Annotated in this window: 9 protein-coding genes; all 9 read right to left on the bottom strand. The window is 62.9% G+C overall.

Annotated elements, in window-relative coordinates; translation table 11 throughout:
- Positions 1-20 precede the first annotated feature (20 nt).
- Positions 21-2510 (bottom strand): alginate lyase family protein, encoded by a 2490-nt coding sequence (locus F462_RS00110; protein WP_038050686.1) that lies wholly within the window; start codon positions 2508-2510, stop codon positions 21-23.
- A 79-nt stretch (positions 2511-2589) separates the two neighbouring features.
- Positions 2590-3516 carry a glycosyltransferase family 2 protein gene (locus F462_RS00105; protein WP_018874640.1) on the bottom strand — a complete coding sequence of 309 codons (927 nt, stop codon included), beginning with the start codon at positions 3514-3516 and terminating at the stop codon, positions 2590-2592.
- Positions 3513-5228 (bottom strand): DUF308 domain-containing protein, encoded by a 1716-nt coding sequence (locus tag F462_RS00100; protein WP_208854108.1) that lies wholly within the window; start codon positions 5226-5228, stop codon positions 3513-3515. Before F462_RS00100 ends, F462_RS00105 begins: the two co-directional genes overlap by 4 nt.
- 342 nt (positions 5229-5570) lie before the next feature.
- Positions 5571-6014: an REP-associated tyrosine transposase gene (locus F462_RS00095; RefSeq protein ID WP_038050684.1), complete on the bottom strand. Its 444-nt coding sequence runs from the start codon at positions 6012-6014 to the stop codon at positions 5571-5573.
- A 244-nt stretch (positions 6015-6258) separates the two neighbouring features.
- Complete coding sequence (locus tag F462_RS00090; protein ID WP_018874636.1) at positions 6259-7974, bottom strand: bifunctional sulfate adenylyltransferase/adenylylsulfate kinase; 1716 nt, start codon at positions 7972-7974, stop codon at positions 6259-6261.
- Positions 7975-8227: 253 nt separating this feature from the next.
- The gene (locus tag F462_RS00085; protein ID WP_038050682.1) at positions 8228-9394 is read right to left on the bottom strand and encodes a nucleotide sugar dehydrogenase; all 1167 of its coding nucleotides are present in this window, start codon (positions 9392-9394) and stop codon (positions 8228-8230) included.
- Between the two features lie 244 nt (positions 9395-9638).
- Positions 9639-11531, bottom strand: coding sequence for a polysaccharide biosynthesis protein (locus F462_RS00080; RefSeq protein WP_038050679.1), 1893 nt, complete (start codon positions 11529-11531; stop codon positions 9639-9641).
- 316 nt (positions 11532-11847) lie between these two features.
- Positions 11848-13938: an NAD-dependent DNA ligase LigA gene (ligA, locus tag F462_RS00075; protein WP_038050677.1), complete on the bottom strand. Its 2091-nt coding sequence runs from the start codon at positions 13936-13938 to the stop codon at positions 11848-11850.
- Positions 13935-15146 (bottom strand): cell division protein ZipA, encoded by a 1212-nt coding sequence (locus F462_RS00070; protein ID WP_038051056.1) that lies wholly within the window; start codon positions 15144-15146, stop codon positions 13935-13937. Before F462_RS00070 ends, ligA begins: the two co-directional genes overlap by 4 nt.
- Positions 15147-15204 lie beyond the last annotated feature (58 nt).

The following is a 15204-nucleotide window of genomic DNA, read 5'->3' as shown; positions in this document are numbered from 1 at the left end:
ACCTAGTGATCCAGCTCAGTTCAGAAGTGTTTGGGTCGTTTGGGCAGCCGCGTGCGGTCTACTGGCCGGCGCACGAGAACCCGCCGATAGGCCCGGCCGGCTACCCGCACCGGCGCCATCACCTTCCAGCTCGTCGAATTCACCAGAGCGGTGATCTTTTTTTCCAGCGCCAGGGCGTAACGACGGATGGCCTGGATATCGTGCTCGTTGGTTTGCTCCGCGAGCTCGTCCAGCCCCATCCGGGCGTATTCGGTATTCAGCACGCGGGGTCGGGAAGGCCATTGGTTGTGTCCCGGCACCCGGCCCCCGGCCAACCCCTTGAGCCGACGATAGAAAGCCCGACCCGCTCCGGGCACACGCCAGGAACGACTTCTCAGCAAAGCGGCGTACTGCTTCTCCAGCTTCTCCGCATAACGGGCCAACTCCTGGAAATCGCGCGCGCGCTCGCGATCGTCCTTTTTCGCCTTGCCGCTCGTCTTGGCACTTTTCGGCTTCGCCCTCTGGGGCGCTGCCACTCCAGCCTTGCCTACTGCCGCAGGATCGCGTGGGTCAAGGGGCGGCGCCATCGCACCATCAGTGGAGGGGCCCGCGTCGCCTGCACGGGTGGCGTACCACTCCCACATCGCGTTGGCGGTATCCAGCTGTGCCCGCAGGTATTGTTTCTCCCGCTCGTGGCGGTCCCGATTGCCCTTGGAGGTGTGCTGCTTGTTAGCCCTGGCCGCCTCGATGGATTGCTTATAATCGGTTCGGACCTGCTCCAGCTGCTCCTGCGCGGCTTTGAGGGCCTTGCGGGTGTCGGCGCATTCCTTTTGGCTGGCATTGAGCTCGCGACGTATTGCGCCGAGCTTCTGCTTCAGTTCAGACTCTTGGTCACGATGGTGGCCCCACATCGTGTTTGCGGCTTCGATCTGAGCTTGCAGATAGCGCATTTCCTTGTCGTGCGCATCGCGCAGATCTTGTAGTTCCTGCAGTTTGTTGGCTTCGGCTTTTTCCAGTTCACCCTTGTGCTCCTGGCGAAGCTGCTCCAGTTCCCCGCATGTCTGGTCGAGCTGACTTTCGAGGGACTGCACCCGTTCCGCCTCGCGGCTACTCGCTTGCGTGGCGGCCTCCAGTTGGACCTGAAAGCCTTGGCGTTCCCGCTCGTGTGCTTCGCGCACGTCGCGCAGGCTCGCGGATGCTTGTTCTGCTGTGCGCTCACGCTCGGTCGCGAGTTGCTCGCCGCGCGAACGGGCAATATGCGCCAGGGACCGAAGTTGAATCCCGAGATCCTCAAGCCTTGCAATCTGATCACCATCCCAGCGAGCCCTGCTGTTGATGTTGCCCTCACGGGATTCGCCTTCAGGCTCGGCCTGGTCTGGCTGCACCGCGTTCTTCAGCAGGTGATGGCTTCGACTCACGCGCCGCAACCAGTCGTGGGCCACTCGGAAGCCGTGGCCATCGGCCTCGTGCGGCTCCCACAACTGCAGGCCGTGCTTGTCTCCCACGCGACTGATCAGGGCCATGGCCATGACCGTGAATGCCACATAGTCCTGGGGGTACGCGCGCTCCAGCTCCGCAGGCAGGCCGCCGTCCTCCTGCATTTGCTCCTGCAGGCGCGGGACGGAGACATCCCGTGCAATGCTTTTTGCCAGGTCGCCCTTGCCACAGAAGTCCGCGTACACCATCCGCTGCAGGTCATACCAAAAGGCGATGTTGTTCTTGCGCTCGGCCGCGGCCTTCCCGAACTCGCTTTCCGTCATCCATTGCAGTAGGTCGGAAAACCATTTCTGGGTGTGGTGCACAGCCTCCGGGCTTATTCCACCCGCCGACTCCAGGAGGCGAACAGACTCGGCGACGTAGATCAGGCGCCGGGCCTCGATGATGCCCTGCCAGCGACCAGGCTTCTCTCCGGGCACCGCTTGAGCATGCTCGAAGTTCGGGTTCTGACGGGTGTCTTCATCCACACACCATTTCTGGAGAAAGTGTGCTCCCTGGTCTGCGTAGCGTTGGTCGCCAGTCAGGAACGCCGCCAGCGCGAGCGCGAGCATGGCCTCGGCAAATGCCTCAAGCTCGGAGAAATCGTAGGTGTCGGAATAGCAGTCTGGATTGACGCGCCCATCCTCCCAGACGAAGGGCAGGCCATCGGTGGTGTCTGGGTTGGGCCACCAGTATTTCGCCAGGCTGAAGTAGTCGTGAGCATCACCGGATGCGGGCTGCCCCTTCTTGTTCGTCACCGAGAAGGGGGCACGCTCCAGCAGTGAATCGGCTTTTTCACAAAGGCTGTCGACTGCCCGGCCGATGTCGGCATCCCCTGCCTCGTAGCGTTCTTTCATGAACGCGAGTTGTTCGCCCCGAAACAGACAGGTATCCGGCCTGGGCAACGATGCATTGGCATCGTAGGCGGCCGGTACGCGAAACCAGATATAGCCCAGAGGCACTCCCAGACACACGTCCAGATTGATGGCCTTTTCGATCGATACAAAGCCGGCAGGTTGTTCCGCCGGATCGCCTGTTTGAGTTTCTCTTGGCATCTGTATGGCCAGTCCCTTCCTACTCTGATCTCTAATTTGTGCGCCTATACGCCGCTTTCAGGTTCCCGCCTATACCTGGTTACCGCTGTGGGCGCATTCCACTTGCAAGCCGGAACAGCTCGACGATTTCGTGCCCCCAAAGCTTGCTCTGGAGCGCCAGACAGATCAGCCGGTGGCGGAGGGGATGCTTTCCGTTACTCGCGCATCGATACATCAGGGTTACTGGGGGCAGCAGTGTCCGCAGGACCCAATACGCGCGTGAGGTCCTCGAGCCGGAAAGGATCTGCCCCGCCTTGATTCGACGCGCCTTGGATACGACTTCTTCCCAGGATTGACGGGCGGGATGATAAACCAGCGCTTCGGGTACATAGCCGATGGAATACCCTTGGGCCACCGCACGGCGGCAAATGTCGGCGTCGCCGCCCGAAAATCGTTTCGCATCAAAACCATTCAATTCGTGTACGACGGATCTTGGGATGAGAAGATTCGCAGTCGCGGCGTACCCGCGGCGCACGTAGAACTGCTGTGGAACACCCCGAATCAAGTCGTAGATCTGATAGGCATTCGGTCGCAACGTGTGTGCATACATCTCGACCGGGCCGGCCAGCAGTACGTCTCCCCCATTTTTGCTACCTCGATTCTTCATGGCTTCGAGCCAATCAGGCTTGGGGCGGCAATCCGCATCCGTGAAGACCAACCAGTCTCCGGCGGCTACCGATATTCCTGCATTCCGGGCGGCGTACGAACCGGGCGTATCGCAGTGCAGAATACGGACGTTTCGAGGAAGCGACTTGGGCGCTGCAAATGCCCTGCAACCATTGTTGACCAGAATAACCTCGAATTCGTCCTGCGGCAGTGTCTGCGCCTGCAGGCAGTCCAGCAGCGCGGGCACAAGGGTCCAGTGATCGTAGACCGGGACAATGACCGAGTAGACCGGACCGGCGGGCTGATTGCTCGGGCGTCGACGCGTCACCTGTCTTTCAACCGTGGGAGCAGCGTCGGTCATGACTGCTCAACCTCCAGCGCCGCAAATTGCTGCTGTGGTCCGAGTGATCTCAGTATTCGCGGTACCAGTCGGAGCGCCCGGCTATAACGCTGACGATCGAAGAGCTGTTCGAACTCGAAGCTCAACGCCGCGAGCATCATCCCTTCCGGCGGGCAGGAGATCATGTCGCTGGTTTCCTCGAATGCGGGCAGGCTTTTCGGCTTGCCCGGCCAGCAAGCCCCTGCAGGTTCGATCATCCATCGCCCCCAGTGGATCAAACAAGCCTGCCCCGAACGGGTCAGGACGATATTACCGGGCCGGATGCCTAGGCTTGTGATCGTAGGCGGAAGCGCCGCGAGCTGGTCCCGCCAGGCTTGCAGCTGGGTACGAAGTGCATCCAGGTTCCCTTGCATTTCCGAATCGGTTACGGCGACCTGCAGTCGATCCAGCATGCCTTCGTGCAGGCGCTGCCAGAGCATCAACCGGGAACGCTGGTAACGCGTAAGGAGAGCCTGCGGCGGACTCACCAGGAGCAGAGCTTTGCGAATATCCCCCAAGCCCCTGGAGGTGTCTCCCTGACGTTCAGGCAATTCTTCGGGCGCCTGCAATACGTGACAATGGAAGCCTTGAATCTCCGTGGCGCCAATCCATTCCAGACCGGGCAGCCCGCTTGGTGCATCGGCCAGCAAGGTGGCTTCGTGGAGTGCAAGAGAGGCGCGTCGGGGCGCAAATAACTTGACAAAGAGGCTTCGCTTGCCCGGCACGACGCAGTGCAGGACACCCACATGGGACAGATCTGTCTGCCACCACTGGATCTCTGTTTCGGCTGGCACCGGCTCGTCGATCATTCCTTCGAGCAGCTTTGGGACCCAATCCTGGCGGGCTTCTGGCGCCAGGAGCGTCCAGATCGTCTCCTGTTTCCCATCGCCTTCGGGGATGAAGGCAGTCGAGTGGAAGAAAAGCGCACCGAGCTTGGCCTTCTGGCTGTGCTGTTCCATCAGCCTCAAAATAAGACTTGAAAGCCGTCCAAGGCTCTGGCGCGCAAGCAGCAAGGCGATGATGGCCGGAATCAACCCTGGAGGGTCCAGATACAGGAAATCGATCACGAGGTAAGCAAAGGCCAACATGAAGCCCGTGCCGGAAAGGATGCTCAACCAACCGTTCATTTTCTGCCGAAAGCGGCTTCGGAAGCCCGTACTCACGACGAGAACGCTTATGAGCACCGTCGTCACGATCAACAGGTAACCCGTGACCAGGAATGCCACTCCCGGATAGAGCCAAAACAAAACCGCCACGGCCAGCAGCAGGAATACAGCACCCGCTATCACCTCGGCATGGCGCTTATACGCGCGTGCGGCGAGCTCGTCCTGATACTCGAAAAGGACCATCTTGCGGCTACGCGCGAGCAGGGACCTGGAGCCCCACTCACCGCCGAACTCCACGATCCGTTCCGCCAGCAGGTACAGCGCATAAAAAGCGACGGTGGCAATACTCAGCCAGACGATCAACGCATTCCGATCAAACTGTTCGAAGGCTGGCGGAAAATACCGGGGGATACCATCCGAGCCCAGAAGGATGATGACCTTCAACGGAAGGAAGAAGGCCAACAACATGGACAGTTGCGACACGAGCGTAAAGAACACCACTCCGCTGGTCGCGACTGGGGCCGCCCAGAAGAACTTGGCGCCCAGGCGGCTACTCCATTTCAAGCTGTCAAAAATGTCGCGAATCAAGCTATTCAACCGCGGCCGGGATAAAGGAGGCAGGATCGCCGAGGGGGGCTCGACTCCTGTATGCGATAAGGAGACAAGGATACTACGCCCCTCATGGCACCTGACAGCTTGACAAAGCCGATCTTGTCGGTCCGATCACGGATATCAACCGCAATACAGCAGGCTGCGATGACGCGGCTCATGCAAATGGTGCCACCAAAGTCCCAAATCCACCGACGCCAGCCGATGGCATTACCCACCACCCCATCGCGCAGAGGGCTGCGCTCCTACGGGCGGGAATACCCCGAGATCCGTAGGAGGCCAGCCCCCTGGCCGATGGAACGTTCGGCGCAACCCCACCGGTCAGAGCCAGATCGCATCCCAGTGCGGGTAATCACGCAGGTTGCGCACCAGCCCGGCACGCAGCGGATTGGCGGCGATATAGCGGGCCAGCGACGTCAGGTCTTCTTCGCGGCGTACCGCGTGATCGTGGAAGCCGGGCTGCCAGAGGGCCCGCCCGAGCCTGCGGGCGGTGACTGCCTTGACCGACCGCACGACGGTAGACAGGGAAATGCTTTCGCCGAGCGTCATCAGCCAGTGCAGATGATCCGGCATGACCACATAGGCCAGCGTATCCGCCTGCCCGAGCGCTTGCGCGTGGCGCAGCGTAGCAACCAGTGCACGAGCGGCGGCAAAGTCGCGGAACACCGGTGCACGTTCCCGCGTGACGGTGGTAACGAGGTAGATGCGCCCGGGCTCGGAATAGCGGCCACGGCGCAGGGCCTGAGCGTGAGGTTTGCCGTCCATGGCATCGCTCCCGTTGTCGGGTTGGTGTGTTCGCCGAGGGGCGGGTGGGTGTTATCTGGTGGTCCTCGGCTGGCGATAAGACAGATTCTAGCCGTTGGGGCATTGTCTGGCTTTCTATCGCGCAGGGGGCTGCGCTCCTACAAAATGCCCGGGACCCATCGTAGGAGGCCAGCCTCTGGCCGATGGGGCCTCTCCAGCACCAGCACGCGCCCTGTAGGAGGCCAGCCCTCTGGCCGATTGTGCGCTAAGGGTTGCGGATGAAGCCCATGGCTTCGAGTTTGAGCAGGATGCGGTGGGCGGCTTCGTCCGGGGTCATCTCGCGGGTGTCGAGGCGCAGCTCGGGGTTTTGCGGCTCCTGGTAGGGGTCGTCGATGCCGGTGAATTCCTTGATGAGGCCGGCGCGCGCCTTGGCGTAGAGACCCTTGCGGTCGCGGGCCTCGCAGGTCTCCAGCGGCGTGGCGACGTGGACCTCGATAAAGCCCCCTACCCGCTCGATGCGTTCGCGCACGCGGCGGCGCATGTCGGTGTACGGGGCGATGGGGGCGCAGATGGCGCAACCGCCGTTCTTGGTGATCTCGCTGGCCACATAGCCGATGCGCTGGACGTTGATGTCGCGGTGCTCCCTGGAGAAGCCGAGCTCGCTGGAGAGTTCCTTGCGCACGATATCGCCATCGAGCAGCGTGACGGCGCGCCCGCCCAGTTCCATCAACTTAACCCGCAGGGCATTGGCCATGGTGGACTTGCCGGAGCCGGACAGGCCGGTGAAGAACACGGTGAAGCCCTGGCGGTCGCGTGGCGGGAAGCTGCGGCGGAGCTCCTGCACGACTTCCGAGTAGGAGAACCACTCGGGGATCTCCAGGCCTTCGCGCAGGCGACGGCGGAACTCCGAGCTGGGGAGGCTGAGGGTGTGTTCGCCCTCGCGCACTTCATTAGCCGGTACAAAGTCCGCCCGGTCCTGCACGTAGGTCATGGCCTGGAACGGGACCATCTCGATACCGATCTCTTCGGCATGGCGCTGGATCAGTTCCTGTGCCTCATAGGGGCCGTAGAAGCCCTGCTCGTCCGGGCCCGCATCGGGGCTGGCATGGTCGCCCCCGACGATCATGTGCGTGCAGCCGTAGTTACGGCGGATGATCGCGTGCCACAACGCCTCGCGCGGGCCAGCCATGCGCATCGCCAGCGGCAGGAGGCTCAGCTGGGTGGTCTGCTCCGGGGCCTGGCGCAGCACATGCTCGTAACAGCGCACGCGTACGAAGTGGTCCACATCTCCCGGCGCGGTCACGCCCACCACTGGATGAATCAGCAGATTGGCCTCGGCTTGGCGCACGGCGCGACGGGTGAGCTCTACCTGGGCGCGGTGCATGGGGTTTCGCGTCTGGAAGGCGGCCACGCGGCTCCAACCCAGCTTGTGGAAATACTCGCGAAGCTCCGCGGGACTGTAGCGGTAGTTGCGGAAATCGTAGTGCACCGGAGACTCGATGCCTTGCAACGTGCCGCCCAGGTACACAGGCCCGGAGCGGTTCATCAGGAAGTTTACCCCGGGATGTTCAAGATCCGTGGCGCCGAACACTAGCTCGGCCTCGCGTGTCTTGTCGGGCGTCCACCTTTGCTCAACGTCCATCACCGCTAGGGTCACCCCCTCGGCATCCCGTAGGGCAATGCGCGTACCCGGAGCGGCCTGTTCCGCGAACGCCTCACTGACGTCCAGCGTCACCGGTATCGGCCAGAGCGTGCCATCAGCCAAGCGCATCTTCTCGATCACGCCCTCGTAATCCGCCTGCCTCATGAAGCCCGTCAGCGGCGAGAAGCCGCCATTGAGCAACAGCTCCACATCGCACACTTGGCGCTCGGTCAAATCCCAGGTCGGAATCTCCCGCACGACATCCTTCAGTTCGCGGGCGGTGGCTTCGTCAACGTAGCGATCACACAGTGTGCCGCCGTAGGGGCTGATGAGGTTCATGTAACGTCCAGTTGTCGATGCAGGCGCGTAAAGCCGCGCATTATGAACCAAGAGAGGCACCGCGTTCGCGCATCACCGCCCCGTAGGAGCCTGCTCACAGACGAACGGCCCTGCCCGAGTCGAGATTTGCCAAGGGCTTTGCCGCCAAGGCGGCTCCTACCGGTGAACCCTCCTGCCTCTAGCTATCTTTGGCAGGGGCGCACGCCTGCAAGCAGGCTCTCGCGCGCGGAGTGTTGTACGCGGGAAGTTGGCGTTAGTCGCTGCCGAAGAGGTCGCGGGTGTATATCTTGTCGGCCTGGTCGCGGATGTCTTCGGTGACGCGGTTGGCAACGATGACGTCGGATACACGCTTGAATTCGTCCAAATCGCGGATGACGCGGGAGCGGTAGAAGTCGTCTTCGGGCAGTTCCGGCTCGTACACGACGACTTCAATGCCCTTGGCCTTGATGCGCTTCATCACACCCTGGATGGCGGAGGCGCGGAAATTGTCGGAGCCACTCTTCATAACCAGCCGATAGACACCCACCACCTTCGGGTTGCGCTTGATCACGGCATCGGCCACGAAATCCTTGCGCGTGCGGTTGGCATCGACAATGGCCTTCACGATGTTGTTGGGGACTTCATCGTAATTAGCCAGAAGCTGCTTGGTGTCTTTCGGCAGGCAGTAGCCGCCGTAGCCGAAGGACGGATTGTTGTAGTGGCTGCCGATGCGCGGGTCAAGGCAGACGCCATCGATGATCTGGCGGGTGTCCAGTCCGTGGGTCTCGGCGTAGGTATCGAGCTCGTTAAAGTACGCGACGCGCATAGCCAGGAAGGTGTTGGCAAACAGCTTGATCGCCTCGGCTTCAGTCGAGTGGGTGAACAAGGTCGGGATGTTCTCGTCTGCTGCACCTTCCGCCAGGAGACCAGCGAAGGTCTCTGCTCGCTCGGATTCCTCTCCGACGATGATTCGGGAGGGGTGGAGATTGTCGTACAGTGCTCGGCCCTCGCGCAGGAACTCGGGCGAGAACAGGATGTTGTCCGTCTCCATCTGCGCCTTGATTTCACGCGTGTAGCCGACCGGAACGGTGGACTTGATGACCATGACCGCGTGCGGATTGATCGCCAGCACGTCGCGGATGACCGACTCCACCGTGGAGGTGTTGAAGTAGTTGGTCTGCGGGTCGTAGTCGGTGGGTGTCGCGATGATGACGAAGTCCGCTCCGTCGAAAGCCTCTTGCTTGTCCAGCGTGGCCTTCAGATTAAGCGGCTTGTTCTCCAGGAAGTGCTGGATCTCCGCGTCAATGATCGGGGACTGTTTGCGGTTGATTTGTTCGACCTTTTCGGCCACAACGTCCAGCGCGATCACCTCGTGGTGCTGCGCCAGCAGGACCGCATTGGAAAGGCCTACATAGCCGGTGCCGGCAACTGCAATCTTCATCCCTGGTTCCTTCGATTAATCAACGTTAATAATCGTCCACGTACCCGCAATAGCCTGCCCGCTGTCGAAGGGCCTGCCCGCGGCCAGCTCTGGTTGGAGCTCACCACCAAGGCAACGCCGACTGAGGGTGTAATGACGTTGGGCGAAGCATACCTAAGCGCGTTCGTGCAGGTAATGACCGAGCACTCAGGATCCGCGGTCATACGCATTGTCGATATGCCCTGCACACCGGTTCGCCAAAACCTTACCCCGATTCTTGCCGCGAGGGGACAGGCTCATATTCCACAACGGCCCGCTTAAGAACCTGGCAGGCAAGTTCAGTGTTCATGTCGCGCTCGGCTAGATCCAGCGTGTCCAGTGCGTAGCGGACTTCGCCGGGGTCCACACAAGATTCATGCGCCCGCATAATCTTGGGGTGTGATGTGCCGACGACGTTGTCGCCAATGAGCAGCTCTTCAAACAGCTTTTCGCCTGGGCGCAGACCGGTAAAAACCACTTCAATCCCGTCCTCTGGCTGCCCGTCTTCCTTGACCTGCCGGCCATGCAGACGAATCATTCGGTGGGCCAGATCGACAATCCGTACCGGCTCACCCATATCCAGCACGAATACCTCGCCGCCCTCGGCCATTGCCCCCGCCTGGATGACCAACTCTGCGGCCTCCGGGATGGACATGAAATAGCGGGTGATCTCCGGGTGGGTCACGGTAACAGGGCCGCCGTCGCGGATCTGCTGGTGGAACAGCGGGACCACGGAGCCGGACGAGCCCAGCACATTGCCGAAACGCACCATGCTGAAGATGGTCGGCGGGCTCTGCCGCGCGCGGTTTTGAAGGAGCATCTCCGCCAAGCGTTTGGTCGCACCCATGACATTAGTCGGGCGGACGGCCTTGTCCGTGCTGATCAGGATGAAGCGTTCGACCCCCGCCTCCACGGCAGCGTCTGCGAGGATCGCCGTACCGAAGACGTTGTTGCGAACGCCCTCGATCAGGTTGGCTTCCACGATCGGCACATGCTTGTATGCCGCCGCATGATAAAGCGTCTGTACGCCGTATTCTTTGAGTACAGTCGTTACACGGCGCGGGTTCGCAACCGAACCCAGAAGCGCGACCACAGGCACATCCAGTCCCTTCTCGTCCGCCAGGACTTCCAGATCGCGCTCGATGCGATAAAGCGAGAATTCGTTGCGCTCGTACAGGACGAGAAGACGCGGCTTTAGGCGCAGGATCCGGCGACAAAGCTCCGCACCAATGGAGCCCCCTGCACCAGTAACCATAACGACCCGATCTTCGATGCTGACTTTCAGAAGCTCGCGATCCGGGGGAACCGGATCGCGTCCGAGCAAATCAGCAATATCGATGTCTTCCAATTCGTCCAGCCGCGCCTGCCCGGACACGACCGAATCCATAGAGGGCACGGTCTGGATATACAGCGGATAGCTCTCCAGTTTTTCCAGGATCGTGCGCCGATCCGCGCGGCTCGCGGAGGGAATCGCAAGCAGCAGGCGCCGCAGCCGGTAGTGTTTTATCAACCCTTCCAGTGCGGACGGATCGCGAACCCGGATACCGTCGATTGAGCTTCCCTGAAGCGCCCGATCGTCGTCGACGAACGCGATAACACGAAAGCGCCCCCCGGATTTCAGCCCCGACAGCAACTGCACACCCGCCTCGCCCGCGCCATAGATCACGACAGGTTCAACACCCGGATCGGTGGCCAGTATCGAGTGATAGAGCGCGCGCACCAGGAACCGGCTGCCGCCCACGTAGATGAACGCAACAATCGCGAAATTGATCGGCACCGAGCGGGGGAAACTCTCAACTTGGGCCAGTGCAACCGCTGCCCACAGCACCAGCGCCAGGAGCATGACACCGGTACCGACCGCCCAGATCGCACGTGTCCCCATGAAACGCACAATCGCGCGATAGAGCCCCAGGCGGACGAAGACCGGGATTCCGACCAGGATGACCAGCGGGAACAGCCACCAGGTCTCCAGCATGATGTCGGGCACGGGCTCAGCCAGCCGAATCATGAAGCCCGACCACAGGGCTAGCGGCAGCATCACGACGTCCGCGGCCACCATCAGCCAGCGCTTCTTGCCGCGCGACAGCGCTAGCAGACGTTCCAGTCCAAGGTTCAGCATGGTGTGTTGTGCCCGTCCGGCATCCTGATCCTGGCCTCAAGCCCTGTAGACAAAACCCAGCCCGACCACACTACATCAAGTGCCGGTCCCTGGACCTCACCGCACCCCACCGGGGCGCGCGAAGCATAAGCAACCCCTGATGGAAATGCACTCCTGGTGATAAGCTGGGCTCGTGGAGCTGGGTGTTGCCATTGTCCGCGCTGGAAGGGGCTTCGCGGCCAAGCCCGCTCCCACAAAACTGCTCCCACAAAAACCAACCCTACAAACGCAGCTCCATCAGACCACTCACTCCAGCCCAACCCCACAGGAGGGCCGATCAAGCAAGGAGCTTGACGAGGTCGTCGGGGCCGAGGATGGGGATGTCGAGGGACTCCGCCTTGGTGGCCTTGGAGCCGGGGTCGGCGCCGGCGATGACGGCAGTGGTCTTTTTGGAGACGGAACCGGTGACCTTGGCACCGCGGGCCTCGAGGGCGGCCTTGGCTTCCTCGCGGGTCATGGTGTCGAAGCTGCCGGTCAGGACGTAGGTATTGCCGGCCAGCGGGGCCACGTCGGCCGACTCTGCCGCTTGCGGCCGGGGCGGATTGGGCCAGTGGATCCCGGCGTCGCGCAGAGCCTGGATCACGTCGCGGTTGTGGGGCTCGGCGAAGAAGTTGGCGATGTGTTCCGCGACGATGGGGCCGACGTCCGGGACCTCCTGCAGCGCCTCGGCATCGGCCTGCATCAGCACGTCCAGGTCGCCGTAGTATTCGGCCAGGTTACGGGCGGTGACCTCGCCCACCTCGCGGATGCCGAGGGCGAAGATAAACCGAGCCAGCGTGGTCTCGCGTGCCTGATCCAATGCGTTGACCAGATTGTCCGCCAGCTTGGGGCCGACGCGTTCCAGCGCTTCCAGGCGCTCGGCGTCTAGGGCGAACAGGTCCGCTGGGCTTTGCACGAGGCCACCGTCTGCCACCTGTTCGATCAGCTTCTCACCGAAGCCCTCGATATCCATCGCCCGGCGCGAGACAAAATGCTTGAGCGCCTCGCGCCGCTGGGCCGGGCACACCAGTCCACCGGTGCAGCGGGCCACCGCTTCGCCCTCGGGGCGCTCGATGTGCGAGCCACATTCCGGGCAGGCGGCGGGCATCTCGATGGCACGCGTGTCCGCCGGGCGTTCGCCCCCGGCGCGACCGACGACCTCGGGAATCACGTCTCCCGCGCGGCGCACGATCACGCGGTCGCCGATACGGACGTCCTTGCGTGCGATTTCATCCATGTTGTGCAGGGTGGCGTTGCTGACCATCACGCCACCCACCAGCACCGGCTCCAGGCGCGCCACCGGCGTCAGGGCGCCGGTGCGGCCGACACGGAACTCGACATTGCGCAGCGTGGTGGTGCGCTCTTCCGCCGGGAACTTGTGAGCGATCGCCCAGCGCGGCGCGCGCGAGACGAAGCCGAGCGCCTGCTGATCGGCGAGCGAATCGACCTTGTAGACGATGCCGTCGATCTCGTAATCGAGCGTCGCACGCCGCGCGGCGAGGCGCTCGTAGTAGTCAAGGCAGGCCTCCACGCCCTCCAGCACCTCGCGCTCCGGGCAGGCCGGGAAACCGAGCTGCCGCAGCCAGTCCAGCGTGCCGGACTGGGTGTCCGGCAGGGTTCCGCCCTCCACGAAGCCCACTGAGTAGGCGAAGAAGCTGAGCGGACGGCGCGCTGTCACCTGCGAATCAAGTTGCCGCAGGCTTCCGGCAGCGGCGTTGCGCGGGTTCATGAAGCCGCGCTGCCCTTCGGCCTCCAGCCCGGCGTTCAGACGTTCAAAATCGGCGCGGCGCATGAAGACCTCGCCGCGTACCTCCAGCACACGCGGGGCATCGTCGGTGAAGCGGTCGCCCAAATGCAGCGGGATCGGCCGGATGGTGCGGACGTTTGTGGTCACGTCCTCGCCGGTCTCGCCATCACCACGGGTAGCGGCCTGCACCAGGCGCCCGTCCTCGTAGACCAGGCTGATCGCGAGGCCGTCCAGCTTGGGCTCGGCCATGTAGGTCACGGCCGCCTCGACAAGGTCGGGGTCGCCGGTCTGCTTCGCCAGGCGTTCGCGCACGCGACGGTCGAAGTCGCGGATCTCGGCAGGTTCGAAGCCGTTGGCCAGCGACAGCATCGGAAGCCGATGCCGGACCGTGGCAAAGCCCTCGGACGGGGTCGCACCTACGCGCTGGGTCGGTGAGTCGGGTGTGACCAGGTCCGGATGGTCTTTTTCCAACCCCTCCAGCTCGCGCATCAGCGCGTCGAACTCGGCGTCGGAGACCTCCGGGTCGTCGAGCACGTAGTAACGGTAGTTGTGGTGCTCGATCTGTCGACGCAGCTCGTCGCTACGCGTCTGCGGGGAATCGGTCGAGCCAGCCTGCGGGGTAGGCGAGCCCGCCACGCTCACCGCGCACTCCGGCGGCGCAGCACATCGGGCCGGTGGCGGCGCAACCAGTCGTTCAGATCCTCGCGCATGTAGGCGAGCGTCTGGTTGGTGGCAGTGGATTGCTGCGCGTCCAGGATGCTGCCGCCCAGGTCACGCGCCAGCGTATGAGCGTGCTCCAGCAAGGCCTCGAAGGCCCGCTGCGGCTGGGCACTCCGGTGCACCTGGGTAAATAGCGTGACACCCGGCGTCATCATGTCCGCCAGGTCTTCTTCCCTCAGGGTACCCGGTGGAACCATATTGGCTGCGGAGAACAACGGTACGCGGGCGTCGGTCCCAGGTTCTTGAAAGTGGTAAATGTCCATCTCGCCCGGCGTCATGCCCGCGCGCTGCATCGCGGCACCCAGCGCGACACCGGTGAACGGTTTGTTGCGCGGTGCGACAACGTGCAACAACAGGATCTTCTCGTCCGTCGCGCGGCGATCAGCCCTGGGGTTACTCCCCACCACGCGCGGCTCGGATACGTACTCGCCCAGGGTTTCCATATCGGGGGATGGTTGCTCGATCAGGTCCGGATCCACCTCGTGGTCCGGGTCCAGGTGTTCGCCCAGGGTGTCGTCGGCTCGCGGGCGCTTGAGTCGTGCCGAGCGCACGCGGTCCATGCCGGAACGCAGACGCCCCCCCAGGCCTCCCAATACCTCGCGGGCCCGCTCTACTGGCGCGGTCGACGAATTGCGCCGCCGCCCCCGGCCGGGGCGATCCTCCGGTGACGGCTCGAAGGCTCCGTGCGGCGGGGGTGGCGTAGGCTCCTCGTCGCTATCCAGCACGCCATAGATATCCTGGGCGCGCTCGCCTCGCCGTCCGTAGTCTGGTTCCAGGTCCGGCTCGTCTTCATTGACGGTCACGCCGAGATGCGGCTCATGGCGCTCGTCGCGGACACTGGCAGGGATATTAGGTGCGTCAAAGGCGGGCTCACGTGTGCCACCCGTGGTTCGGTTGGTATCCAGCGGATCGCCCCAGCCCGCCTCCGGCTCGGCGGACGCATCCGGGTCGGCCGACTCGTACCAGCGCTTTTGGCCCGGCTCGTCGCTCGCCCGGATATGCACGGCCTCGTCGCCCCAATCCTCGGCATCGTCGTCAAGATCGCGCGGCACCGCCCGCGTGCGCAGGCGATGGGCGATCCAGATCCCCGCGATCAGGACAACCCCAAGAATGACCAGACTGATGCGCATCCAATCCACGCAATACCTCGTTGTGTTGCTGTTTTGTGCCGTGGGCTACCAGGGCCCA

It is taken from the genome of Thioalkalivibrio sp. ALJ1 (assembly GCF_000745395.1).
GTDB lineage: Bacteria > Pseudomonadota > Gammaproteobacteria > Ectothiorhodospirales > Ectothiorhodospiraceae > Thioalkalivibrio.
This window is presented reverse-complemented; position numbering and strand designations above follow the sequence as displayed.